The sequence below is a fragment of the Lentzea sp. NPDC020367 genome, assembly GCF_044387305.1.
Classification (GTDB): Bacteria; Actinomycetota; Actinomycetes; order Mycobacteriales; family Pseudonocardiaceae; genus Lentzea.
In genome coordinates, this window is the sequence record NZ_JBIRVV010000001.1 from 1,473,594 (window position 1) to 1,497,618 (window position 24,025).

General features: G+C 68.5%; 26 protein-coding genes and 1 pseudogene. 10 read left to right on the plus strand and 17 right to left on the minus strand.

What is annotated here, in order from left to right; genetic code table 11:
- Positions 1-172: 172 nt before the first annotated feature.
- The 3 genes from ACH413_RS06860 to ACH413_RS06870 are packed head-to-tail and all read right to left on the minus strand — an operon-like array spanning position 173 to position 1,705.
- Positions 173-388, minus strand: coding sequence for a PLDc N-terminal domain-containing protein (locus ACH413_RS06860; protein ID WP_360037122.1), 216 nt, complete (start codon positions 386-388; stop codon positions 173-175).
- A gap of 2 nt (positions 389-390) precedes the next feature.
- The gene (locus tag ACH413_RS06865) at positions 391-1,011 is read right to left on the minus strand and encodes a CBS domain-containing protein (RefSeq protein WP_360037125.1); all 621 of its coding nucleotides are present in this window, start codon (positions 1,009-1,011) and stop codon (positions 391-393) included.
- Positions 1,012-1,018: 7 nt separating this feature from the next.
- Positions 1,019-1,705 (minus strand): CBS domain-containing protein, encoded by a 687-nt coding sequence (locus ACH413_RS06870; protein WP_360037128.1) that lies wholly within the window; start codon positions 1,703-1,705, stop codon positions 1,019-1,021.
- A gap of 161 nt (positions 1,706-1,866) precedes the next feature.
- Between ACH413_RS06870 and ACH413_RS06875 the strand changes: the two genes are divergently transcribed.
- The 5 genes from ACH413_RS06875 to ACH413_RS06895 all read left to right on the plus strand — a co-directional run bounded on the left by ACH413_RS06875 (position 1,867) and on the right by ACH413_RS06895 (position 7,120).
- Positions 1,867-2,286 carry a universal stress protein gene (locus ACH413_RS06875; RefSeq protein ID WP_360037131.1) on the plus strand — a complete coding sequence of 140 codons (420 nt, stop codon included), beginning with the start codon at positions 1,867-1,869 and terminating at the stop codon, positions 2,284-2,286.
- A gap of 98 nt (positions 2,287-2,384) precedes the next feature.
- The gene (locus ACH413_RS06880; protein ID WP_360037134.1) at positions 2,385-3,380 is read left to right on the plus strand and encodes an Acg family FMN-binding oxidoreductase; all 996 of its coding nucleotides are present in this window, start codon (positions 2,385-2,387) and stop codon (positions 3,378-3,380) included.
- On the plus strand, positions 3,377-5,623 hold the full coding sequence (gene ppsA / locus ACH413_RS06885; protein WP_360037137.1) for a phosphoenolpyruvate synthase: 2,247 nt from the start codon (positions 3,377-3,379) through the stop codon (positions 5,621-5,623). The genes ACH413_RS06880 and ppsA overlap by 4 nt, the downstream gene beginning before the upstream one ends.
- Positions 5,624-5,657: 34 nt before the next feature.
- Positions 5,658-6,668 (plus strand): type I glyceraldehyde-3-phosphate dehydrogenase, encoded by a 1,011-nt coding sequence (gene gap / locus ACH413_RS06890; protein WP_360037140.1) that lies wholly within the window; start codon positions 5,658-5,660, stop codon positions 6,666-6,668.
- Complete coding sequence (locus ACH413_RS06895) at positions 6,665-7,120, plus strand: cyclic nucleotide-binding domain-containing protein (protein WP_360037143.1); 456 nt, start codon at positions 6,665-6,667, stop codon at positions 7,118-7,120. Before gap ends, ACH413_RS06895 begins: the two co-directional genes overlap by 4 nt.
- Before the next feature lie 38 nt (positions 7,121-7,158).
- On the opposite strand, the gene ACH413_RS06900 is transcribed toward ACH413_RS06895, so the two are convergent.
- Both ACH413_RS06900 and ACH413_RS06905 read right to left on the minus strand, forming a co-directional pair.
- Positions 7,159-7,683 carry a flavodoxin domain-containing protein gene (locus ACH413_RS06900; RefSeq protein ID WP_360037145.1) on the minus strand — a complete coding sequence of 175 codons (525 nt, stop codon included), beginning with the start codon at positions 7,681-7,683 and terminating at the stop codon, positions 7,159-7,161.
- Positions 7,684-7,694: 11 nt separating this feature from the next.
- A pseudogene (locus tag ACH413_RS06905) lies at positions 7,695-8,369 on the minus strand (DUF4389 domain-containing protein); the annotation flags it as partial.
- A 121-nt stretch (positions 8,370-8,490) separates the two neighbouring features.
- Here ACH413_RS06905 and ACH413_RS06910 point away from each other — a divergent pair.
- Positions 8,491-8,985 (plus strand): flavodoxin domain-containing protein, encoded by a 495-nt coding sequence (locus tag ACH413_RS06910; protein WP_360037151.1) that lies wholly within the window; start codon positions 8,491-8,493, stop codon positions 8,983-8,985.
- 4 nt (positions 8,986-8,989) lie between these two features.
- Here the strand turns inward: ACH413_RS06910 and ACH413_RS06915 are convergent, their stop codons facing one another.
- From ACH413_RS06915 to ACH413_RS06925, 3 genes are read right to left on the minus strand one after another with little or no spacing between them, the layout of a single operon-like run.
- Positions 8,990-9,292 carry an HPF/RaiA family ribosome-associated protein gene (locus ACH413_RS06915; RefSeq protein WP_360037154.1) on the minus strand — a complete coding sequence of 101 codons (303 nt, stop codon included), beginning with the start codon at positions 9,290-9,292 and terminating at the stop codon, positions 8,990-8,992.
- 13 nt (positions 9,293-9,305) lie between these two features.
- Positions 9,306-10,883 carry an ABC transporter permease gene (locus ACH413_RS06920; RefSeq protein WP_360037156.1) on the minus strand — a complete coding sequence of 526 codons (1,578 nt, stop codon included), beginning with the start codon at positions 10,881-10,883 and terminating at the stop codon, positions 9,306-9,308.
- The gene (locus ACH413_RS06925; protein ID WP_360037159.1) at positions 10,880-11,767 is read right to left on the minus strand and encodes an ABC transporter ATP-binding protein; all 888 of its coding nucleotides are present in this window, start codon (positions 11,765-11,767) and stop codon (positions 10,880-10,882) included. Before ACH413_RS06925 ends, ACH413_RS06920 begins: the two co-directional genes overlap by 4 nt.
- Before the next feature lie 136 nt (positions 11,768-11,903).
- Here ACH413_RS06925 and ACH413_RS06930 point away from each other — a divergent pair, with 136 nt between their 5' ends.
- Positions 11,904-12,236 carry a spore germination protein GerW family protein gene (locus ACH413_RS06930; RefSeq protein WP_360037161.1) on the plus strand — a complete coding sequence of 111 codons (333 nt, stop codon included), beginning with the start codon at positions 11,904-11,906 and terminating at the stop codon, positions 12,234-12,236.
- A gap of 9 nt (positions 12,237-12,245) precedes the next feature.
- On the opposite strand, the gene ACH413_RS06935 is transcribed toward ACH413_RS06930, so the two are convergent.
- Together ACH413_RS06935 and ACH413_RS06940 are read right to left on the minus strand one after the other, a co-directional pair.
- Positions 12,246-12,497: a hypothetical protein gene (locus tag ACH413_RS06935; protein WP_360037164.1), complete on the minus strand. Its 252-nt coding sequence runs from the start codon at positions 12,495-12,497 to the stop codon at positions 12,246-12,248.
- Positions 12,498-12,617: 120 nt separating this feature from the next.
- Positions 12,618-14,114: a hypothetical protein gene (locus tag ACH413_RS06940; RefSeq protein ID WP_360037167.1), complete on the minus strand. Its 1,497-nt coding sequence runs from the start codon at positions 14,112-14,114 to the stop codon at positions 12,618-12,620.
- An 89-nt stretch (positions 14,115-14,203) separates the two neighbouring features.
- Here ACH413_RS06940 and ACH413_RS06945 point away from each other — a divergent pair, with 89 nt between their 5' ends.
- Positions 14,204-16,819: a cation-transporting P-type ATPase gene (locus ACH413_RS06945; protein WP_360037169.1), complete on the plus strand. Its 2,616-nt coding sequence runs from the start codon at positions 14,204-14,206 to the stop codon at positions 16,817-16,819.
- Positions 16,820-16,907: 88 nt separating this feature from the next.
- Positions 16,908-17,459, plus strand: coding sequence for a hypothetical protein (locus ACH413_RS06950; protein WP_360037172.1), 552 nt, complete (start codon positions 16,908-16,910; stop codon positions 17,457-17,459).
- Positions 17,460-17,515: 56 nt separating this feature from the next.
- Here the strand turns inward: ACH413_RS06950 and ACH413_RS06955 are convergent, their stop codons facing one another.
- Together ACH413_RS06955 and ACH413_RS06960 are read right to left on the minus strand one after the other, a co-directional pair.
- The gene (locus ACH413_RS06955) at positions 17,516-18,385 is read right to left on the minus strand and encodes a universal stress protein (RefSeq protein ID WP_360037175.1); all 870 of its coding nucleotides are present in this window, start codon (positions 18,383-18,385) and stop codon (positions 17,516-17,518) included.
- A 47-nt stretch (positions 18,386-18,432) separates the two neighbouring features.
- Positions 18,433-19,026: a hypothetical protein gene (locus tag ACH413_RS06960; RefSeq protein ID WP_360037178.1), complete on the minus strand. Its 594-nt coding sequence runs from the start codon at positions 19,024-19,026 to the stop codon at positions 18,433-18,435.
- A 166-nt stretch (positions 19,027-19,192) separates the two neighbouring features.
- Between ACH413_RS06960 and ACH413_RS06965 the strand changes: the two genes are divergently transcribed.
- Positions 19,193-19,588 (plus strand): hypothetical protein, encoded by a 396-nt coding sequence (locus ACH413_RS06965; RefSeq protein WP_360037181.1) that lies wholly within the window; start codon positions 19,193-19,195, stop codon positions 19,586-19,588.
- Here ACH413_RS06965 and ACH413_RS06970 read toward each other — a convergent pair.
- The 5 genes from ACH413_RS06970 to ACH413_RS06990 form a co-directional block, all read right to left on the minus strand.
- The gene (locus tag ACH413_RS06970) at positions 19,567-19,785 is read right to left on the minus strand and encodes a hypothetical protein (protein ID WP_360037184.1); all 219 of its coding nucleotides are present in this window, start codon (positions 19,783-19,785) and stop codon (positions 19,567-19,569) included. The genes ACH413_RS06965 and ACH413_RS06970 overlap by 22 nt on opposite strands.
- A gap of 224 nt (positions 19,786-20,009) precedes the next feature.
- Positions 20,010-20,405 (minus strand): CBS domain-containing protein, encoded by a 396-nt coding sequence (locus ACH413_RS06975; protein WP_360037187.1) that lies wholly within the window; start codon positions 20,403-20,405, stop codon positions 20,010-20,012.
- Complete coding sequence (locus ACH413_RS06980) at positions 20,402-20,854, minus strand: universal stress protein (protein WP_360037190.1); 453 nt, start codon at positions 20,852-20,854, stop codon at positions 20,402-20,404. The genes ACH413_RS06975 and ACH413_RS06980 overlap by 4 nt, the downstream gene beginning before the upstream one ends.
- 22 nt (positions 20,855-20,876) lie before the next feature.
- Complete coding sequence (locus ACH413_RS06985; RefSeq protein WP_360037193.1) at positions 20,877-23,456, minus strand: GNAT family N-acetyltransferase; 2,580 nt, start codon at positions 23,454-23,456, stop codon at positions 20,877-20,879.
- The gene (locus ACH413_RS06990) at positions 23,453-23,956 is read right to left on the minus strand and encodes a universal stress protein (protein ID WP_360037196.1); all 504 of its coding nucleotides are present in this window, start codon (positions 23,954-23,956) and stop codon (positions 23,453-23,455) included. The genes ACH413_RS06985 and ACH413_RS06990 overlap by 4 nt, the downstream gene beginning before the upstream one ends.
- Positions 23,957-24,025 lie beyond the last annotated feature (69 nt).

Here is a 24,025-nt window from a genome sequence, read left to right on the forward strand (position 1 = left end):
TGTGGACTGTTGTTGTGAGCAGCCTGCGCTCCGGTGAACCGATCCCCCACCACCTCAGGACTCATCGCTCACGGGACCTAAGTCCCCGTCACGGCGGGACGTCAACGCAGACGGCCTTACGCAGCAAAAAAGGCGCCGGGAGGGGTGCCGGCGCCCTTCGTTCCGCTCTTCCCTAAGACCTCCTTCCCCAGCGGAAGTAAGAGAACGGCCCGACGAAGTTCACTGCGATCGCAAGCGCCCACCACAACTTGCGACCACGTACGAACTCCCCGGGCCGCATGGACAGGTCCGCCCACGCCGCCGCCGCGAACGTGACCTGCACGACGCTCAGCCAAGTGAAGGTTTTGCGCTGCAGCGGGGTGAGATCACGCCACCGCTTCCTGGCCATCGTCAACTCCCCGCACGCACGGGTTCGGTGGTGAACTCGACGTCGGTCACGCCTGCGATCGCGCGGACCAGCACCTCTGCGACATGGCGTTCGGTTGCGCTGTCCGCCTTGTCCACGATGGACACCTTGCCGCCGGAAACCTCGACCTGCCAACGCTGTGCGCCGCCGACGATGCCGAGCCGGTTGTGGATCTCGGCCTCGATGACCCAGTCCGCGCGGGTGATCGAGCGGAGCATGTCCCTGCGGGTCACGATGCCCGCGAGGTGGCCCTCGTGGACGACGGGCATGGTGCGCACGTTGTGCTCGATCATCAGGTCGGCGACTTCGGCGAGGTCGGTGTTCGGGCTCACCGTCAAGGGCTGCTTCGTCATCACCTCGTCGACCACGTCCGCAGGCGACTTCCTGGGCGCGATCGGTTCGCCGTGGACGAGCTGACGCGGGTCCTGCGGCAGGCGGTTCTGAAGCAGGTCGGTTTCGCTGACCACGCCGACCAGCGCGCCGAAGGCGTCGACCACGGGGAGTGCGGTGAATCCGCGTTCGGCGAGCAAGCGGGCGGCGTCCCGTGCCGGGGTGCCCTGTTCGACGACCACGACGTCGGTGGTCATCACGTCTCGAGTCCTCATGACGCTCCTAGCCGAAGATCTCAGTCTGGCGGGTGTGCGTGGTGTCGTTCCATCCGCAGCGCAGGTCGTTGTGCACGTCGACGACGCCCGGCAGGACGCGCACGAGGTGTTCGGCGATCTCGACTTCGCTCTGGCGCTCCAGCTGGCCCTGCATCGTCACGACGCCGTCGGTCACCTCAACGTCGATGGTGTTCGGGTCCACCCACAGCATCCGGCCGAAGATCTCGTCGCGGATCGTGGTGCGCAGCTCGTCGTCCTCACGCACGAAGAGCTTCAGCAGGTCGCGGCGGGACAGCACGCCGACGAGTGCGCCGTCTGCGTCCATGACGAACAGCCTGCGCACACCGGCTGCCGCCAGCTCGCGGGCCGCGGCGCTCGCGGCGAGGTCCGGCGGGACGCTCTTCACCGGCGACGTCATCACGTCGCGGGCGATGACACCACTCGCCTGCTCCCACCGGTGTTTCGTGGCGCGCCCGGCGAACACGCCAGGTGCGTCTTCGGTGCCGCCCCGGAACTCTTCCTTCGGCATCAGGTCTGCTTCCGAGACGACGCCGACGGGGTAGCCGCCGTCAAGCACGGGAACAGCACTGATCTTGTTGTCCTCCAGCAGCCGCACGAGCTCCTTGAACGAGCACTCGACGTCTGCGGTGATCACCTCACGTGTCATCAGCGAGGCGACTGTCGGTTCACGCATGACACCCTCCGGCGATCTTCGGTCTCTTTCTGTCTCAAGCCTTCTCGCCGCAACAGCGGCCGCCCACCTGCCAAGGACGTGGGTAGGCCGGGCGTTCCGACCCGGTGCAAGAGGACCAAAGGGCCCTGCACACCGGTGAGCGAGCTCAACACGCTGAACGCATGAGCGAGAAGTCACGGATTGTCGTCGGAGTCGACAAGTCACCCGCGGCACGCGCCGCGTTGCTGTGGGCGGTGCGGGAAGCCAAACGCACCAACACGTCTGTGCTGGCGGTCGGGGTGTGCCAGCTGGGATTCGAGGCCGCCCACAAGGAGGACCTGCAGACAGCACTCGATTCGCTGGGCACGGACGGCGGCGGGGTTCAAGTGGAGCTGCAGACGCTGCATGGCGTTCCGGGACCGGCTCTCGTGGAGCTGTCCAAGCACGCACCTTGCCTTGTCGTGGGCGGACACGGTGCTCGTCGGCGTGAAGTGCTGGTGTTCAGCTCGGTCACGACCTTCTGCCTGCGCCACGCCCTGTGCCCGGTCGTGGTGGTGCCGGTCAATGAGGAGCAGCACGCAGGGCCGTTGATGCTGAGGTGAGTGCCTCGGGTCCCGGCCAGGCCGGGACGTAGGCCCCTCACCCGCGGGCGTCCGTGCTGCGACTTTCAAGACACGACTTCAACGTGGAGGTGAGCGGGATGGACCGCGGTCAGCCCGACGAGACAACGGTGCGAGCGGCGGTGGCACTCGCCGGCCGCGCGCCGTCGGTGCACAACTCCCAGCCGTGGCGCTGGGAACTCGGTGCGCACAGCCTGCATCTGTATGCCGACCGCACGCGCGCCCTGCCCGCGACCGATCCGCTCGGCGCCGACCTGGTGGTCAGCTGTGGGGCGGCGTTGCACCACCTGCGGACCGCGCTCGCGGCACTCGGCTGGCGCTCGAAGGTCCACCGTCTGCCCAACCCCGCACAGCCCGATCACCTGGCAGCGATCGAGTTCGAGCCGATGGAACCGCGACAGTCCCATGTGGCCCTCGCGGCCGCGATTCCTCGCAGGCGAACCGATCGCCGTGCCTTCTCCTCCTGGCCAACCCCTGAGGAGCTGCTGCAGCAGCTCGTGCAGTTCGCTCGCGCTGAGGGGGTGGATGCTCACATCGCGACTGGAAAGGCGCGTGACGAGCTCCTGATCGCGATCGGCAAGGCCGCCCACATCCAGGAGGCCGACCCGGCGTACCAGGCCGAGATCCACCAGTGGAGCGGTGTCTATCCCGGTGCATCGGCCGGAGTTCCGGCTGCGAACATCCCGACCGGGTCGCGGCAGTACGGCAACCTCACGATGCGAGAGTTCGCGCCGGGATCCTTGCTGCAAGGCGGTGCCAGCCTGCTCGGCGAGGACGCCGGAACGCTCCTCGTGCTCAGCACGTCGTCCGACGACGACCTCTCCCGGCTGCGGGCCGGCGAAGCGGCCAGCGCGGTGTTGCTGGAAGCCACCGCCGCGGGCCTCGCGACCTGCCCGCTCAGCCAGCCGCTCGAGATCGTGGAGACCAGAGATCTGGTCCGCGACGAGGTCCTCGACGGTGCTACCTGCCCTCAGCTCGTGATCCGCGTCGGCTGGGCCGGGTTCAACGCAGACCCGCTGCCCGCCACACCTCGCCGTCCCGTCATCGACCTTCTCCGCGACCAGGAGCAGAAGTGACCACCTACATCCGCGACTTCGCCACGCTCGGCAAGAACGACACCGCCATCGCCGGCGGCAAGGGCGCCAACCTCGGCGAACTCACCCGCGCAGGGCTGCCAGTGCCCCCTGGCTTCGTCATCACCGCCGAGGCGTTCCTGACATCCATGAGCCAGGTCCGCGACGACCTCGCCGCAGAACTCACCATCGCGCTCGACCGCGGTACCTCACCGCAGCGGCTGGAAGAGTGCGCCGAACGGATGCGCGAGCTGGTGCGCAAGGCCGGGATCTCCGACGACGTGCGGCACGCCGTGCTGGAGGCTTACCGCGACCTCGGCCAGGACGAGTCCGTGGCGGTCCGGTCCTCGGCCACCTCCGAAGACACCGCGGGTTCGTCTTTCGCCGGCATGAACAGCACCTTCACCAACACCCGAGGCGCACACGCCCTGCTCGACCGGCTGCTGGACTGCTGGGTGTCGTTGTTCGGCACGCGGTCGATCGCCTACCGCGCCGAACAAGGAATCAGCGACGAGCCCGCGATCGCCGTCGTCGTGCAGAGGATGGTGAACTCCGAACGCTCCGGCGTCATGTTCACCGCCGACCCGTCCAGCGGCGACCGCGACAAGCTGCTGCTCGAGGGATCGTTCGGGCTCGGCGAGGTCGTGGTCAGCGGCTCGGTCGAGCCGGACACGTACGTGCTGCGCCGCAACGGCGACACGGTGTCCCTTGTGGACACCAGGGTCGGCCGCAAGTCCCACAAGATCGTGCGCGGTGCGAACGGCAACGACGAACGGATCGACCTCACAGCTGAGGAATCGCACGCACAGGTGCTCACCGACGCCGAGGCCATCGCGATCGGGCAGTTGGGGATGCGCGTGCAGCGACACTACGGCGAACCGCAGGACACCGAGTGGGCCATCGCCGAGGGCAAGACGTGGCTCGTGCAGTCCCGTCCGATCACCACGTTGCCGGACGAGGCGCCTACCTCGGCGGGCCCGCTGGTCGCCGGGCTCGCCGCGTCACCTGGCATCGCTTCGGGCCGGGTTCGCGTGCTGAGCTCCCCCGACGAGGGTGGCCGGCTGCGTGACGGTGAGGTGCTGGTCGCGGAGATGACCAACCCAGACTGGGTGCCGACGATGCGCCGTGCGTCCGCGGTCGTGACGGATGGCGGCGGCATCACCTGTCACGCCGCGATCGTGGCGCGCGAGCTGCGGGTGCCGTGCGTGGTCGGCACTGGTTCGGCGACCTCGGTGTTGAAAGAGGGCCAGCTGGTCACCGTCGACGGCAGCGCCGGCGAGGTGCGCGCGGGTTCAGCTCCGATCACGACGGCGCCGCGGATCGTCGCGCCGGTGGTGCAGGCGACCGAAGCTCTCGGTACGCGTGTGTACGTGAACCTCGCGCTGCCGGAGCACGCTGCCGAGGTCGCCGCGATGCCGGTCGACGGGGTCGGGCTGCTGCGGGCGGAATTCATGCTCACTGAGGCACTCGGTGCCGAGCACCCGCGGCGGTTCCTCGCGCAGCGTGGTCCTGACGACTTCATCAACGCCATGGCGGCGTCGCTGTTGCAGATCACTCACGCGTTCGCGCCTCGTCCGGTCGTGTACCGGACGATGGACTTCCGCACCAACGAGTTCCGCGAGCTCAAGGGCGGCGAGGAGTTCGAGAAGCACGAGCACAACCCGATGATCGGCTACCGCGGCTGCTACCGGTACGTCGACGACCCGATGCTGTTCGGGCTGGAGCTCGAGGCGCTCGCACGGGTGCGGGAGCAGACGCCGAACCTGCACCTGATGATCCCGTTCGTGCGCACCAAGTGGGAGCTGGAAGCCTGCCTGGAGCAGATCGACCGCAGTCCTCTGGGCCACCACCGCGGCCTGCACCGGTGGGTCATGGCCGAGGTTCCCTCGGTGGCGTACTGGATTCCCGAGTACGCGCGGTCCGGCATCGACGGGGTCTCCATCGGCAGCAACGACCTCACGCAGCTGATGCTCGGCGTCGACCGCGACTCCGAGCTGTGCGCGGACCTGTTCGACGAGTCCGACCCCGCCGTGCTCGACATGATCGGCCGCATCGTCGGCGCCGCACGGGATGCCGGCATCACGTCGTCGCTGTGCGGGCAGGCGCCGTCCAACAAGCCGGAGTTCGCCGAGAAGCTCGTCGAGTTCGGCATCACCTCGATCTCGGTAAACCCCGACGCGGTTCCCGCTGCCAGGGCGGCGATCGGATCAGCCGAACGGCGGTTGTTGTTGCGGCAGGCCCGTTAGCTCACGAACTCATTGATCTTGAAGGAGTCCCACAATGACCACCCGAGTCGCCATCAACGGTTTCGGCCGCATCGGGCGAGATGTCCTGCGCGCCGCTTTCGACCGGCAGGACACGGCGATCGAGATCGTCGCCGTCAACGACATCACCACCCCGGAAGTCCTGGCGCACCTGCTGGCCTACGACTCGACGTACGGGCCGTGGAGCAAGCACGTCTCCGTCGAACACGACATCCTCACCGTGGACGGTCACAGCATTCTCGTCACCGGACAAGCGGATCCGCAGGACCTCAACTGGGGTCAACTCGGCGTCGACATCGTCATCGAGGCGAGCGGCCGGTTCCGCACCCGTGAGACCGCGGGCGTGCACCTCGAACGCGGCGCCCGCAAGGTGATCATCACTGCACCCGGCAAAGACGTCGACGCCACGATCGTCCTGGGCGTCAACGACGACGTCTACGACGCGAGCAAGCACCACATCGTCTCGAACGCCTCGTGCACCACCAACTGCGCCGCGCCGATGGCCGCCGTGCTGGACGGGGCGTTCGGCATCGTCGAGGGCCTGATGACGACGATCCACAGCTACACCGGCGACCAGGCGTTGCTCGACCGGCCGCACAAGGACCTGCGCCGGGCGCGTTCCGCGGCAGTGAACATCATCCCGACCTCCACCGGCGCCGCCCGCGCGATCGGCCAGGTGATCCCTTCGCTGGACGGCAAGCTCGACGGCCTCGCCGTCCGGGTGCCCGTCGAGGACGGCTCGCTCACGGACCTCACCGTCCGTCTGGCGGAGCCGGCGACCGCGGGCCAGGTCAACTGCGCGTTCGCCAACGCCGCAGCCACCTACCTCAAGGGAATCCTTCGCTACACAACGGATCCCGTCGTCTCCCGGGACATCATCGGCGACCCGGCGTCGTGTGTGTTCGACGCGTCGCTCACCAAGGCGCAGGGTCACGTCGTCAAGGTCATGGGCTGGTACGACAACGAGTGGGGCTACGCCAACCGCACGCTCGACCTCACCGACCGCATCGCGCGGACCATGCCATGACCACCGCCGCCACCCTCGACGAACTGCCGTTGCTCGCGGGCCTGTCGGACACCCAGCGCGCTGCCGTGGCCGGCATCAGCTCGGTCGAGACCTACGAGCCCGGGTATCGGCTGTTCGACGAGGGAGGCGTCGCTGACCGGTGCTGGGTCGTGGTCAGCGGGTGCGTCATGATCGACCACACGACACCGTCCAGCGGCCGGGTGGCGCTGCAGAGCGTCGGCCACGGCGAGTTGCTGGGCTGGTCGTGGGTCGTACCGCCCTACCGCTGGCACTTCGGCGCCACCGTTGTGTCGCCCACTCGAGCGGTCATGGTGGACGCCGTGAGGCTGCGGGAGCTGGCCGACGCCGATCCCGAGCTCGGCTACCGCGTCGCACTGGTCATGGTCGGCGCGCTGGTGGAACGCCTGCAGACCACTCGGATCCGGCTGCTCGACCTGCAGCGCCAGCCATGACGTCACGGAGCTGGGCACCTGCTCGGTGCCCGGCTCCGTCAGCGGTTCGCGGCCTCGATGTCGACGAGTGCCTCGGCGATGCCCGTGCTCCACTTCTCGATCGCGGCCCAGTCGCGGAAGTCGCCGAACCGGCCACCCATCAGCCGGAACACGAAGGTCCCCAACCAGCCGAAAGCACCCGGCGTGACGACGCCGGAGAACAGCCGGTGTTCGATCGGCTCGACGCCGTCGAGCAACGCAGCGAGCACGTCGGCTTCCCTCAACAGGGCCCACTTGCGCAACGGTCCACGCAGGGCTCCCGGCAGGCCGACGCTGAACAACCACACCGGCTTGCCGTACAACGCCTTGCGTTGCTGGGCGAGAAAGGCAGCGCCGACAGGAAGCCACGCCTGGTCGTGCACCGCACTGCCGACAACATAGGCGTCGTAAGCCTGGGCATCGGTCACCTCGTCGACGGTGCGCACCACCACCTCGTGGCCGCCTGTCTTCAGTGAACCAGCGATCCATTCGGCGACGCCGGCGGTCGAGCCCGCGGCGGTCGCGTACGCCACCAGCACCTTCACGGCGACACCTCCGGTCGTGCCTCACCATCCGGTTCATCGGCGCCTGCGTCAAAGCGGAACGGCGGGTAGGCGTCCGTCATCAACCCGACGTACGCGGCAAGCCGCAGCGCCCAGCGGTTCATGCCGAGCACCAGGTCGAACAGTCCTTTGGGGTACTTGCCGGCGAACAGCAGCGCGACTCCCGCGAACAGCACCAGCAACCCGACCAGCCCTCCGGAGTGGTAGCCGGTCTCCCCTGCGTGGCTGCCCGCGTAGCCGCCGCCTCCGAGGAAGAAGCCCACGACCAGATAGTGCGGGATGGCCAGCAGCCACCACTTCACGAGCACCAGTCCGCGGGAGAGCTGCTCGGGGTAGGCGATGTAGAGGGTCGCCGGGTAGTCGGGCTCCGGCCTGAGGCTGAATGGCGGGTATCGGTCCGTGGACAGCGCGCCGTAGGTGTAGCAGGCGACGCGCCACGTCCAGCGCAGCACGCCAACGTTGAAGTCGAACAGGGCACGGGGATAGCGGCCGGTGAACAGGATCGCGAAGAACGCCACCACGGTGGCGATCGCGAACCCGAGCCACAGGAACGCGAGCACCAGGTAGTGCGGGATCGCGAGGATCCACTTCACCAGCCACAGCCAGCGGCTCAGCTCCGGATCGAGCCGCGCGTGCACCCGCACTGGATAGCCGGTCGAGGTTGTCATCTTTACCTCCTCTGACAACCAGCCTCGCGCGCGCACGAGCGCGTCACGAGTATCCGGCGACCCATCGCAGCTGAGCACAAGGGCTCTGTCCCAGGCTGAACAGCGCAACGATGGTGTTGGTATGACTGAGATTCTCGTCGCCTACGCGACCAAGATGGGTGCTACCAAGGAGATCGCCGAGGCGATCGGTGCACGGATCAGCTCGGCGTCACACGAAGTCGTCGTGCTGGACGCAGCGGACGTCAACTCCGTCGCGCCGTACAAGGCCGTCGTGCTCGGCAGCGCGCTCTACGCCGGACGGTGGCGGCGGGAGGCGGTAAAACTGCTGACCCGCAACGAGAAGCTCCTTCACACGCGCCCGTTGTGGCTGTTCCACAGTGGTCCGCTCGGCGCAGACGTCGCTGCGCAGCAAGCGCCGCGCACAGTGCGGGAGATCGCCGCACGCATCGGTGCGGAGGAACCCTTCACCTTTGGCGGCAGGTTGACGCCGCAGACCGCTGTGGGCTTCTTCGCCAGGAAGATGGCGCAGGGTCCTATGGCGGGTGACTTCCGGGACTGGGACGAGATCGATCGCTGGGCGTACACGATCGCCGAGCGGCTGGTCGCGGCGCGCTGACAGCTCAGTTGTGCATCTTCAGCAGTTGGCGGTGCAGGTGGTCCCGGACGGCGTCGACCGCCTCGGTGACGGTGTCCGCCTCCGCCTGCGCCACCACCTGGGTGCCGTTGACGTCGAGGTTCGCGTGCACCTCGACGGTGCGCGAACCGGGGTTCGTGATGCGGACATGTGCGTAGCTCGTCGGCTGGGGTGCGAACCTGGCGAGCGGGGCGATCCGGTCGTGCGCGTACTGCTTGGCGTCCGGTGAGGTCTGATCACCGGCATCGACCACGACGTTGGCGATCTCTTGCTGTCCTGCGTGCTTCATCAGTTCCTCCAGATCAGCCGACGTCCCTGCGCCGCAATGTGGTCAGGCCTGTTGCCACGAGGCCGACGGTCGTGGCGACCAGCCACAGCAACGGCGTTGCCGTGATGGCGCCGCCTGGCATGTGCGGCACGTGAGCGAAAGGCGAGAAGTCCAGCAGCCACTGGTCCAGCCCCAGCAAGGGACCGAGGTCGCCCAGCAGCATGAACGCCGCCAGCACCGCCCAGCTCAGTGCGGCGAGCCTCGGCACGGTGCCCATGAGCACCACGACGATCCCGGTGAGCACCCAAGCCGCGGGCACCTGCACCAGCGCGCCGACCAGCACCCGGCCGATCTGGCCCGCGTCACCGGTCCGGGCAGCGTGTACGACTCCCGCCGACAAACCGGCTCCAATCAGCAGGAACGCGGTGCCGGCGAGCGCGACGCTCACGTGACTCAACGCCCACCTGGCGCGACTCACGCCGGCCGCGAGCACGGCATCCGCGCGATGCTCCGTCTCCTCGCCGTGCAGTCGCAGTGCCGCCTGCACACCGTATCCCGAAGCGACCACGCCGAGCAGCGCGAACATCGCCGACAGCACCGCGTCGGTCAGCACGTCCCGACCGCCGAGCTGCTGGAACATCTGCTGGGCCTGCGGGCTGCCGACCATGTCGCCGATGCTGTCCGCGACACTGCCGACCAACAGTCCGTAGGCGACGAACCCCACCGTCCACCCGGTGAGTGAGCCCCGCTGAAGCCGCCACGCCAGCGAGAACGGCCCGGCGAGCCAACGTGATGCACCAGCAGGTCCCACTCGGTCGGGCAGCATGCCCGCGCCGTGGTCCCGTCCTGCCACGAGCCGATAGGCCGCCGCGGTCACCACGATCGCGAAAGTGGCGGCGATTCCGGCCATCCACCAGCGGTCGCCCGCGTAGGGCCGGAACTGCTGTCCCCAGCCCAGCGGCGACAACCACGACAACCACTGCGGGCCGACGGTGTCCCCGATCGCGCGAAGCACGAACACGACGCCCAGCGCCGCCGTGGCGAGCCCGATCGCCGCGCGGCGGCTCGTCACGAGCTGCACCGCCACGGCCGCGACGCACGCGAACGTGATCCCCACGCTCATCCACGCGAGCGCGAACGTCACCGATCCGGCGACGGGCAACCCCGCGGCCGCCACCGACACCGCCGTGATGAGCCCCAGCACCACGTTCGTACCGATCGCGACCACCAGGGCGGCCGTCAGCGGCGCCCGCCGGCCGACCACGCCCGAACCGACCAGCTCGAGCCTGCCCGCCTCCTCCTCGGCACGGGTGTGCCGCACCACGAGGACGATGGAGAAGATCGCGATCACCACCGAGCCGGTGCCGAGCGCCTTCAGCATCGCGAGAGCGCCGATCGACGTCACGTCGTAGATGTGCCCGTACACCGCTACCAGCGCAGGCGTGCCGTTCATCAACGAAGCCGCCTGCATCACCGAGTCGACCGTCGGAAACAGGTCCTTCGTCGCGGCCGCCGAGGTCACGGCCAGCAACACGAACGCCGCGATCCACGCCGGCACCAGGATCCGGTCACGCCGCAGCGCGAGGCGCACGAGCTCGCGAGTGCCGTTCATCGCTTCACCTCGTAGTGGCGCAGGAACAGCTCCTCCAGCGTGGGCGGGCGGCAGGTCAACGTCCGCACGCCGAGGCCGGTCAGCGCGGGCAGCAGCGAGTCCAGCCGGTCGGTGTCGACCTGGCAGCGCAGGTGCGTTCCGTCGACGTGCCACTCGTGCACACCGGGCAGTGAGACGAACCCGTTGGGCGGGGTGACCAGATCGGCCTCGATCGTGGTGCGCGTGAGGTGCCGGAGGTCGGTGAGCGAGCCGCTTTCGACGAGCTTGCCGTGGCGGATGATGCTGACGCGGTCGCACACCTTCTCGACCTCGGCGAGCACGTGGCTGCTCAGCAGAATCGTGCGGCCCTCGCTCCTCAGCTCCGCCAGGTAGTCCTCGAACACGGCCTGCATCAACGGATCCAGCCCCGCAGTCGGCTCGTCGAGCAGCAACAGCTCGGCGTCGCTCGCCAGCGCGGCGATCAGCGCCACCTTTTGCCGGTTGCCGGACGAGTAGGCACGGCCCTTCTTGGTCGGGTCGAACTCGAACCGCTCGATCAGCTCGGCCTTGCGGACCGTGTTCAGCCCGCCGCGAAGCCTGCCGAGCAGGTCGATCACCTCACCGCCGGTCAGGTTGGGCCACAACGTCACATCGCCCGGCACGTACGCAAGGCGGCGGTGCAGGCCGGCCAGGTCCCGCCACGGGTCGCCGCCGAGGAGCGTGACGGCGCCACTGTCCGCGCGCAGCAGGCCGAGCAGAATGCGCAGGGTCGTCGTCTTTCCCGCGCCGTTGGGGCCGAGAAGCCCGTGTACTTCGCCGGCGGGGACGGTCAGGTCGAGGCCGTCGAGCGCGTTGGTCCGGCCGTACGCCTTCCGCACCCCGGACAGGGCGATGGCAGCTGTCATGGCTTTGAAGCTAGGTATCCGGCGGAGGCTGGAAGAGGGCCCGCTGACACGTCCGCACTGAGCCGAAGGGCCCTGCCGAACAGGGTCCCGTCCACCGGATGCTGGGGGCCCGATGACCAACAAACCAGGAGTGATGATGAAGATCGAGGAACTGATCGCCAGCGTCAAGAACTCCGTGGAGGCGAAGAAGGTCTACGCCGAGCCGTACGAGAAGAACGGCATCACCGTCATCGCCGCCGCATCCGTCTCCGGCGGTACCGGTGGCGGCTCGGGCAAGGACGAGAAGGGCCAGGAGGGCGAGGGCGGCGGGTTCGGGATCGCCGCGAAGCCAACGGGGGCCTTCGTGATCAACGGCGATGACGTCCGGTGGGTGCCCGCAGTGGATGTGAACCGGCTGATCGCCACCTTGGGAGCGGTGGCTGTCGCGGGCATCTTCGTGGGGGCGCGCTTGGTGAAGTCGCGTCGGTGATCTGGCGGTTCACGCCGCGATCAGCGAACCCAGAACCTGTTCGCCGGACGAGGTGAGGACCGCGCGGACTCGTTGCCCCGACTGCGAGCTGTGTGCCGCCGCGACCAGGCCTCGCGCACACAGCTCGTTCGTCGCGGTGAAGTCGCACCACAGACCGTCGACGGCCAGGTTGGGGACGCGGCCGCCGGACAGCTCGGCGCGGCCTTCGGCGACCGCCTTCAACATCGACCGGTGCCGCGCGGTGTAACCGTGGATGCCCATCGGACTTCCCCTTCCCTCAGCCGTTTTCGTGGTGAGGCAAGGCTGCTCTTCCTGCTGGGGTGTGACGCAGATCCCAACGCGGTGAGTGGGTCGGGACCAACGTCTCATGGAAACCAGGACCTATCGCGGAGCTGGTGCTTTCGACTCCAGAAGACGGTCGAAGACCCAGGCAGCGAGCGGCCATGCACCGGGTTCCTCCCCCTGGCCGGTCTCGACTCGCAGGAAGTACGGAGGCTCGAGGTGCATTCCTTCCTTGCCTCCGATCCACGTAGTGGCGTCATACTCACAAGTGACATAAGCCTCCTTGGCGCCGATCGAGATTCGCAGCTCGCCTTCGTTGTTGTGCGACCACCAGAGCAGGACCTGCTTCTCCAGTCCTTCGACCGCGATTTCCTGGTTGGGGCTGTCCCACCCAGCACGCTGGTCTGCAGGAAACTCCAGGCCAGGAATGCAGTCGAGGACATCAGCCAAATCTTCGGGCGCATCCCAGTTGTCCCCGTACCGCGACGATGCAGGGAAGACCTTCGTCTCTGAGTCGGGCCGAACGTCGACCACCTGGCCATCCCGCACAGTCAGTACAAGTGTCGTCCGCACAACCAGCTCGTCGAAGTGGAACGTGCGCTCCCCAGTGGCGTCACCGTCATCGAGGCCAAAAACGACGTGAGCGACCTCGGCTTCAGCGAGAAAGTACGCATCGGCTCGGATGGTCCGATCCTTCGGCAGTCTTCCCGGCTCGTACCGTTCCGGAGCTTCGCACCTCACCTGCACCAAGCCTGCGAGCGCGCTCAGCTCTGTGAGATTCCCCTTGAGCAGACCATGGTCTGCCCAGTCGAGGTCGACCGCGTCGAGCAGGCCTAGCGTTTGACCGACCAGTCGGCCCTGCTCACCCTCTCCCGCATCCTCAAGCACCAACGGCATTTGATCGGCGAGGTACCGAGCTATCAACCACTGGTCATCAATGCTGGCCCCGACATCCTCGAAAAGGGTCGCGCGCACCGTGTTCGGCTCACGCATCACCGGCTGCTTCGCGTGGCCCCACGCCGTGTAGGCGCTCCTGATGTCGGTGTCCTGGCTCAGGAACAGCAACGCGTCGGGTGCACCTGCTTTCGCCACGACGTCGCGCAACCAAGCTGAGTCGCTGCCTCCAGTCTTCACGCGATCGCTGCTCTTGGTTTTCGCTGGCTTCCGTTGCAGGATCTGGTCTTTCAAGCCTGCGACGGCATTGGCCCCGGTGAGCTCGATGATCTTCAAGTGCGGAGTGTCCCCCAACACCTGCAGGAACGCGCTGACCAGGTCTTCGGGGCCTGAGTACGATGGAGTGATAGACGAGGCGGGCAGCCCTGCCCTTGAGAGATGACGCAACTGGTCGTTGACCACCTTGCGTGCTGCATCCCACTCGACCGACAGGTGCTCTGCCCACTCCCACGCGACCGGCTCAGGTACCCACAGCTCAACACCGATCTTGGCCAGGTCAGCCGCCAGGTTCGCGAGCCGTTTCAGGTCAGGTCCGACCTTGCCGTAGGCATTCGCGTCCACGACGACCGCGACCAGCTTCTTGCGCGTCTCCGCATCCAGCCGAAGGCCTTCGTCCGCCTGGGCAGAGGGGCGATTGCTCATCGCTGGAGTATCCAACGCGGACTTCCTGCCCACCTGACGTGCCCCTAGGTCCCTGGGGACAATGCCATCCGCTGGTGATGCTCGAACCCATGGCGACCACGACGGCGACCGAGCCTGACAGCGATCCGCGAGAACCACTGGAACGGCTGTTCCGAGACCTGCGAACGAGGCCGACCGGTCTGTCGGGTCGCGAGGCGGCCCGGCGGCTGGTCGCGCATGGGCCGAACGAGCTCACCCGCCGCAAACGGCGGGACTGGCCCAAGCAGCTCCTGCGCCAGTTCACCCACCCGCTGGCACTGCTGCTGGCGCTGGCTGCGGCTCTCGCGATCGTCGCCGGCACGACACCGCTCGGCATCGCAATCGTCGCCGTCATCGTCCTCAACGCCGGGCTGGCCTTCGTCCAGGAGCAGCAAGCGGAGAAGGCCGTCGAGGCGCTGGCCGCCTACCTGCCCGCGAAGGCGTCGGTACTGCGCGACGGGGTGCGCACCTCGATCGCCGCACGCGAGCTCGTGCCGGGTGACGTGCTGATCATCGAGGAAGGTGACCGCGTCTCGGCCGACGCGCGGCTGATCGAGGGCGGCGTCGAGGTCGACCTCTCGACGCTGAACGGCGAGTCGCTGCCCGCCTACCGGTCCACGGAGCTCACCGATGTGGCCGGGCCGCTGCTCGACGCGCGGGACCTGGTGTTCAGCGGTACCAGTTGCACCGGCGGTGAGGCCAAGGCGGTCGTCTTCGCCACGGGCATGCGCACCGAACTGGGGCGGATCGCCGCGCTGTCACAGCGGGTCGGGCGGGACGAAAGTCCCTTGGAGCGTCAGGTGAAGCGGGTCGCGTGGCTCATCGCCGCCGTGGCCGTGGGTGCCGGGCTGGCGTTCCTGCCGATCGGCGTGTTCGTCGCCGGGCTGCCGTTGCCGGACTCGTTCAACTTCGCGATCGGACTGCTCGTCGCGAACGTCCCGGAAGGCCTGCTGCCGACCATCACTCTCGCCCTGGCCGTCGGGGTACGGGCGCTCGCTCGTGGAGGGGCCGTGGTGAAGCGGCTCTCCGCGGTGGAGACACTCGGCTCGACCACGGTGATCTGCACCGACAAGACGGGCACGTTGACGCAGAACCGCATGACGGTCACCGACATCTGGACGCCGGGTGGCGATCGCGCCGCTCTGGCCGCGTCGGTCTCCGCGTGCAACAACGCCGATCTGCAAGCGGGCACCGGCGACCCGACCGAGGTCGCGCTGTTGCAGGCGGCGTCGGACATCGGTGTCGAGGTGTCCGTCAAGGCTCGCGGTGAGCATCGCGTGCGGCAGTTCCACTTCGACCCTGCGCTGCGCATGATGTCCACTGTGGATCGCCAGGACGGCGAACTGGTGGTCAACGTCAAAGGCGCACCTGAGGAAGTGCTGACCCGGCTGACGAACTACGACTCCGACGAGGTCGAACGCGTCATCGCCGCGTACGCACAACGCGGACTCCGCGTGCTGGCCGTGGCGCGGCGGCGGTGCGAGGTGATTCCCGAGCGCCGTGAGGACGCCGAACACGACCTCGAGCTGCTCGGTCTCGTGGCGATGTTCGATCCGCCACGGCTCGAGGTCGCCGACGCCGTGGCGCGGTGCCACACCGCGGGTATCCGGCTCATCGTCGTCACGGGCGATCATGGGCTGACCGCGAAGGAGATCGCACGTCAGGTCGGCATCGCCCGCAACGGCACGACGGTCGTCACCGGCGCCGAACTGGACGACATGACCGAGGCAGAACTGGACGAGCTGCTGCGCGGCAACGAGGAGCTGATCTTCGCGCGCAGCTCCCCCGAGGTGAAGCTGCGCGTCGCGGACGCGCTGCGTGCCCAGGGAAACGTCGTGGCGATGACCGGCGACGGCGTCAACGACGCGCCCGCCCTGCGCCGTGCGGACATCGGGGTCGCGATGGGTCGCTCCGGCACCGACGTGGCGCGCGAGGCCTCGACGATGGTGCTCACCGACGACAACTTCGCCACCATCGTCACCGCGGTCGAGGCAGGCCGACGTGTCTACGACAACGTCCGCAAGTTCATCCTCTACATCTTCGCCCACGCCACACCCGAGGTGATCCCTTTCCTGCTGTTCGCGTTGTCGGGCGGCGCGATTCCGTTGCCACTCACGGTGTTGCAGATCCTCGCGATCGACCTGGGCACCGAAACCCTGCCCGCGCTCGCTCTCGGACGCGAGCCGGCAGAGCCGGGAACCATGACCAGGCCGCCGAGGCACCGAACCGACGGTGTGATCGATCGGCAGATGCTCTGGCGCGCCTGGGGACTGCTGGGCGGTGTCTCCGCGTTGCTGGTGCTCGGAGGGTTCTTCTGGACGCTGCTCGCGGGCGGCTGGCACCTCGGCGACCCGGTCGGCGACGGAACGCCGATGCACCACGTGTGGGTGCAGGCGACCACGATGTCGTTCCTGGGCATCGTCGCCTGCCAGATCGGCACCGCGTTCGCGTCCCGCACGCAGTACGCGTCACTGCGCTCGATCGGAGTGCTCAGCAACCGGTTGTTGTTGTGGGGCATCGCGTTCGAGGTCGTGTTCGCGGCCGCGGTCGTGACCGTCCCCGCTTTGCAGCACGTCTTCGGTACCGCCTTGCCTCCCGCGGAGCAGCTCTTGGTGCTCGCCGCTTTCCCGCTGGTCGTGTGGGGAGCGGACGAGGTGTGGCGCTGGTACCGCCGCGGCAGGTCGTGACGTCCCGACCGGGTCGGGACCAAGGACCGCGTTCGCGCCCGGTGTTCGTGAGAAGACTCGATGTAGAAGAACTTCCTGGGAGGTAAAGATGTCCGCTGTTCACGCCCCTGCTCGGACCCGAACCGAAACGGGTTCCGTTCCCCTCGCCGTGCTGCGCATCGCGACCGGCCTGCTCTTCCTCTGGGCGTTCGTCGACAAGGCGTTCGGCCTCGGCTACGCCACCCAGTCCAAGAACGCCTGGTTCTCGGGAGGTTCGCCCACCAAGGGCTTCCTCAGCCACGTCGCCGTCGGGCCGTTCGAGTCGGTGTTCCACGACATCGCCGGGACCTGGTGGGCAGACACCCTCTTCATGGCCGGCCTGCTCGCGGTCGGCGCGGCGCTGGTGCTCGGCATCGGCCTGAAGATCGCGGCCGTCAGCGGTTCGCTGATGATGCTGCTCATGTGGGCCGCGGAATGGCCGCCGGCACAGCACACCTCGACCGGCGAGGCGACGATGTCGACCAACCCGCTCATCGACTACCACGTCGTCTACGCCCTGGTGCTGATCGCCCTCGCGGCCACCGCGTCCGGCGTCACCTGGGGCCTGGCGCGCTGGTGGAACGACCTGCCGATCGTCAAGGCGAACCCTTGGCTGCGGTGAGAGTCCGGAAAAGGGGCAGGACGCCACGGCGTCCTGCCCCTTTTCCGTGTGCGGAGTCAGGCAGGACCGCGCGCCTGCTCGATCTGCCCTGCAAGCCCAGGCCGTACCAACAGCACAGGGCACGGCGCGTGCTGGACAACCGCGTGACTCGTTGATCCCAGGCCCGTTCCGCCAAGCCTGTCCTCACCGTGTGAGCCGATGACAAGCAGCGCTGCGTGCTCGGCGAACTCCACGAGCTGCTGTGCAGGAGATCCGTGAACCACACAGGACTCCACGGGAACACCAGGGTGGCGGTCAGCGCACGAAAAGAGTCGCTGCGCCACCAGCGACTCGCGGACTGCGTCGAGTTCGGACCATCGGACCCCCGCTGCCGCAGCGAGCTCCTCGGTTCCCAGCGGCGGAATCCAGGCGTGGACAGCCATCAACGACGAGCCACGCATGGCGGCCTCCTCGAACGCCCGATCCACCACAAGCCAGTTCGCTGGAGCGCCGTGCACGCCGACGACCACAGGTGCATCAGGAGCAGGCTCATCGCCCTTCACGATGACGACAGGGCACCTTGAGCGCTCCGACAGCGCAACAGTGACCGAGCCGAGGAACAGGCCGCGGAAGCCGCCGAGCCCGCGCGATCCGACTACGACGAGCGCGGCCGCCTCGGACTCCTGTTCCAGGAGCCGGGCGGCCGTGTTCACCTCGACTCGCACCTGAATTTCCAGACCAGGCGCAGTCTCGTTCGCGGTCGCCAGGGCGGTGTGCATCCATCCCATCGACTCGTCGTGCAAGGCGCTACGCGCCGATCCGCAGAGGTCCGGCGCACCACCGGGCAGCGGGAACTCCGCATGAACGAGCCGTAGGTCCGAGTCCCGCCAGACGGCCTCCTCAGCCGCCCAGCGCACCGCTCGTAGCGAGGACTCGGATCCGTCCACGCCAGCCACAACGACGTTCGAATGTCCAATGGGAACGGTGACCCGTCTCAACGCCCGGTCCAGTCCGGCGCGGTCAGCTCCCATTCGAGCTGCCACCAGCGCAGACGAACCCGCATGCACGCGAACCTCACCACTCCGAACAACAGGGCCATCGCGCCCGCGATCAGTCCCCAGAGCAGCACGGCGCTGAAGATCGCGTTGAACGCGGCCCCGTGGTTCGTCATGGGAGGCTCGGTCGGCTCGCCGCTGAGTTCGATCCACATTCGCACGCTCGTGCCGGCCTCGGCACCGTAGGGCGCGCGAACAACGCCCTCCCGTTCAAGGCCGTCGGGCGTGCGCCAGGTCGCGGTGGCGTCGGTCGTCTCGATCAACGCTTCGCTGCTGGCAGCGCCGTCCATCGACGGCGCGTTTTCCACGAGCACTGCGTCCACTTGAGTCCGGCTCTTCTGCTCGGCAGCGACACGCGACTCGTGCGTCGCGTAGATCTCCGAGCCGACCGCTCCGGCAACGGGAACGGCGAGCAACGCCACGACGACCCCCAGTGCGAGCACCGCACCCTCGATCCGGTCGCCGAGCGTGGCGAGCGGGTTGCGTCCGGGAAAGGCCCGGCGGACGAGTCGGGACAACGGGTTCGCAGTCATGGTCCACCTCCACCGTCAAGACTTCCGGGCGGAGCCGGTGGGCCCCAGGGACCTTGGTCTCGTCACCTGTGAGTCCCTGGTCTCGCCGAAACGAAGCCTCGGTGCGGTGTTCGCGAAATGTGTCTCGGAGCAGCCTGGGACCAACGCCGGAACCCAGGAGCACGCCATGACCACGCCACTTCTCGTCGTCGACCACCAGCCCTACGCGGACGTCAAGGACCGCAGGCTCGCTGTGATGCTCGCCGAGGAAGACGCGGCGGAGGAACTCGGGCTCAACCCGCTGGAGCGGGTCTCGTGCCGGCTGCACCGCCGGTGGCTGCACCACTGCGCGCACTCCGCGGACCACGTCATCAAGGTCACCGGGCACCGCTCGTGCCGCGACTGTTCCTCAACGGCCTCCGTCGGCGTCGACGAGTTGACCGGCGACGTTCTGGTGCTGTGCGAGTCTTGCCATCGGACGCCCTGCACGTCCGCCACGAAGCAGATCATCCGCTCATGCCGAGCGAGCTTGGCCTCGGCGAGGGGCTTCTTCTCAGAAGTTCAGACGAACTTGGCGGTGTGATCGGGTACTTCTCGTCCTTTGGCTCGGGAGTAGTCCTCCCAGCGCGTCAGCGACTCGAGGTCCATCGGCGAGAGCTTCCAGCGCTTGAGCGGGTCGTCGAGGCGCTTGTGGAAGCGCGTTCCTGCTCGGCGTCGCTGACCGAGAACCCAGTACTTGCGCAGCCGCCTATCGCTGGAAGTACCACTGGCCGCGTTCAAGTTCGCCGGGGGCGGGCAACGCCACGAGCCGGGCGCCGGTGACCTCTACCCACTCCTGCAGCTTCACCAGCTCGGTCTACAGCCGGAGCAGCTCCCGCTCGCAGACCTCGCGCCCAGCTTGGCCGTCAGCTCCCCGGTCCCACGGCGCGCAGGCAGCTGGTCTGGCCGAGCTCGGCCAGACGCTGCCGCCACTGCGCAGGCCGTGATGGGCGACGATCTGCCGGTCAGCCGTGCTCAGCGGCAGAACCCACTCGCAGGTGCGGGTCCTCGTGGCTGATGGCCCGCAGCACGTCGAGCCGGTTGACCATGCCGATGACCTGGCCGTCTTCGAGCACGGGCACGCAGATCACCTCGTACCTCGTCATCGCCTCCCACAGCGTCGCGACGTCGAAGTCAGGCCCGACCGTCAGCCCTGGTTGCACCATCACCCGCTCGACCTCGGGCGCCTCGTCCTCGCTGCGCCGGCAGCCCGCCTTGGTGACCACTCCGCAGAAGAACCCGCGGTCGACGACGGGCAGCACCGTGAGCCCGAAGTCGTCCATCAGTCCCTCGGCGTGGCGGGCGAAGTCGCGCGGCCCCACGCTGACGAGTAGCGGTCTCAGCAGTTCTCTCGTCTTCATGACGTGGCCACGGCATGTTCCCGGTCGGTCACCGGGATGACGACGATCGGGGCGTGCGCGTGCCGGACGACGTGCATGCTGGTCGAGCCCAGCACCATCTGCCGGATCCGGTGGTCGGTGTGCGAGGCGACGACGAGCATCGCGGCGCCCTCCGACGCGGCCTCCAGCACTTCGGCGGCGTCCCCGCGCAGGCTGCGCCGCACGATCTCCGGCTGGTCGGTGCGACCCTGGCTCGCCCGCTGCAGCGCCTGCTCGATCAGCTGCTCGGACGCCGTGGTCTCCCGCTGGGCCGAGGTCTCCGTCCAGTCCACCAGCGCCTCGTACTGCCAGGCGTTGACGACGTGCAACGGGCAGCCGCGCACCGTCGCCTCGTTCAGCGCCCACTCCAGCGCGCGGTCCGAGGCGGGCGTACCGTCGATGCCCACCACGATCGGTTGTGAGTTGCTCATCGGTTCTCTCCTCGTCGTGTTGTCAGCTGGTCCGCAACTGGCGCAGGAACGGGTCGGTCTGGAGCGCGGGTGCGACGCGCACCCGCGCGTCCACGACCAGACATCCGTTCTCCGTCACCACGAGCGGGTTGATGTCGAGCTCGACGACCTCCGGCAGCGCCGTGGCGAGTTCCGCCACGCGCAGCAGGACTTCACGCACCGCCACCGCGTCCTTTTCGGCCAGCACCCGGCCGGCCGCGCGGAACCCGTGCACGAGGTCGTCCGCGTCCGATGTAGACAGCGGGGCGAGCGCGGCGGCCCGGTCGTCGATCACGTCGGTGTCCACGCCGCCGAGCCCGGTGACCACGAGCGGCCCGAACTTCTCGTCGGTCGCGATGCCGACCAGCAGTTCCCGCCCACCGGCCGCCATGGGCTGGACGAACACTCCGCGCAGTGCGTCGCCGAAGCGGTCCCGGAACGCGCGGAACGCCTCCGCGACCGCAGGACCGTCACTGATCCCGAGCTCGACGCCGCCGCCCTTGCTCTTGTGCAGCAGGTCATCTGCGACCGCCTTGAGCGCCACCGGCACGTCGTAGGCCAGCTGGGCGGCGATCGCCTGGTCCTCCGTCGTGGCCAGCGTTCCGCCGAGAACGGGCAGCCCGAACGCCTTGAGCAGCACCACGACCTCGTCCGGGGTGAGCCAGCCATCGGCTCTGCGGCTCACGACACCACGGGCCGTGTCCAGGTCGATCCTGTCCAGGCCGAGGAACTCGGCGGGCCGGGAGAGCCATTCCGCGCGCTCCACCAGGTGGGCGAGTGCCGCGGCGGCACGTGCCGGTTCGGCGTAGCAGGGCACGTCGTCCGGCAGGCGTTCCGTCTGACCGGTGCGCACCGCGAGGATCGGTTTGCCGTCCAATCGGTGCAGGCCATCGGTCGGGTCGCCGAGCGCGGTCGGGACGCTCACGGTGATCACCCCGTCCACCGCCGGGTCGGCCGCGATGACGTCGAGGCAGCGGGCGAAGGTCTGCCCGTCGACCACTGCGGTGGTGTCGACGGGGTTGCAGAAGCTCGCAGTGACGGGCAGCAGCTTGCTCAGCGCCTTCACGGTGTCCACGGACAGCTCCGCCATGCGCAGGCCTTCCCTCACGCACGCGTCCGCCGCCAGCACGCCGAGACCGCCCGCGTTGCTCAGGACCGCGACCGACCTGCCCCGCGGCAACGGTTGCCAGCTCAACGCCATCAGCACGTCGGTCAGCTCCGGCACGCTGTCCACCGCGATCACCCCGGCCTGGCGGAACAACGCGTCCCTGATGACCGACGGCGTCGCGGTCGAGGCCGTGTGGGAGGCGGCGGCGCGCTGGCCTGCCTCACTTGTGGCGGCACGGATCGCCAGAACCGGCTTGTGCTGGGAGACCTGGCGGGCCAGCCGGGAGAACTTGCGCGGGTTGCCGAACGACTCGAGGTAGAGCACGACGAAGCGGGTGTCTGCGTCCTGATCCCACCACATCAGCAGGTCGTTGCTGCTGATGTCGAGCTTGTCCCCGGTGGAGACCAGGGTCGACAGGCCGAGCCCCAGGCGCCGCAGCTCCTCCTGCACGCCGATCGCGATGCCGCCGGACTGGGTGACCAGCCCGATGTCACCGGCGAGGGTGGCGTGTGCGGAGAAGGTGGCGTTCATCCGCACCGCGGGCGAACTCGTCGACACACCAAGACAGTTGGGGCCGACGAGGCGCATGCCGTGTGCGCTGACCACGTTCCGCAGGGCCGTGGGGTCGACGCCCGACGAGATGACGACCAAGGCGCGCACGCCACGGCGTCCGCACTCCTCGGCGACAGCGGGCACGGCCTTCGCCGGCACGCACAGCACAGCGAGTTCCGGTGCCTCGGGCAGTTCCTCGACCGAGGCGTAGCAGTCGACGCCGGCCACCGACTTCGCGTGCGGGTTCACGGCGTAGAGATCACCGGTGAAGTTCCCGTCCACCAGGTTGCGCAGCACCGCATGCCCGACGGAGGTCTCCGACCGGCCCGCTCCGACCACGGCGATCGAGCCCGGCCGGAGCACGTGGGACAGGCTCGCGACGTCGGCGATCGACTCCCGCGCGCTCACGGCGTCGAGGTACCGGTCATCGGGCCGCAGGACGAGTTCGACGTACATGACCTCGCCGTCGGGCACGATGCCGACGACGAAGCCCATGTCGGTGAAGACGCGGAGCATGCGACCGTTGATCGTGAGCACCTCGGCGGTGAACCGGCGAACGCCCCGCGACCTCGCCAGAGAGGCGAGGTGTTCCAGCAGGAGCGTGCCCAGGCCGTGGGCCTGCTCGACGTGCGACACGACGAGCGCGACCTCGGCGAAGTCGGTCTCCCGCACGACGACGTAGCTGGCGGCCCCGAGCAGCCGGTCGCCGCGGAACGCGCCCAGCACCACGTGCGAAGGCTCGTCCGCCGACACCATCCGCCCGACGAAGTCCTCGAGCTGGTGCGGCGAGGTGCTGAAGAACCTCAGATACCTGTCCTCGACCGGAAGTGACTGGTGCAGTTCCAGCAACGCGGTCACGTCCGCCGGCCCCAGCTCGCGGACGGTCACCGCCGAACCGTCGGTGAGCAGCGCCAGCGCGGTCACAGCAACGGTCCAGGAGTCAGCGGCAGTGCCGCTGCGGCGGGTGCGTGCTCCTGCTCGACCTTCGGTGCGCGGATCACGACGACCGGGCACGCGGCGTGGTGCACGCAGTAGGAGCTGACCGAGCCGAGGATCGCCTCGACGATCGTGCTGTGGCCGCGGTTGCCGACCACGAGCAGTTCCGCGTCCTCCGACGCCTTGGCGAGCGCGTCCCTGGGGTTGCCCTCGACCAGGATCCGGCGGATCTCCACGCCCTCGAACCCCTGGACTGCGGCGTCCAGTCCCTTCTGCGCCGTCTCCTTCATGGCCCGCGGCGACATCGCCATGATGACCTCGGCCGGCACCGGGCCGATCATCGCCCCGTAGTCGGGGTGCCACGCCGAGATCACGTCGACCGGGCATCCTCGCCGCCGCGCGTCCTCCACGGCCCATCGCAGTGCCGCCTGCGCGGCGGCTGATCCATCCACGCCGACCACGACGGGCCGGGATTCCTTCTCGCTCATGCACTTCAGCCTTCCGGCCCGCGCCGCGGCCGGTGAGTGCCCGCGGTCCCGCGCCGTCCGGGACCTTCG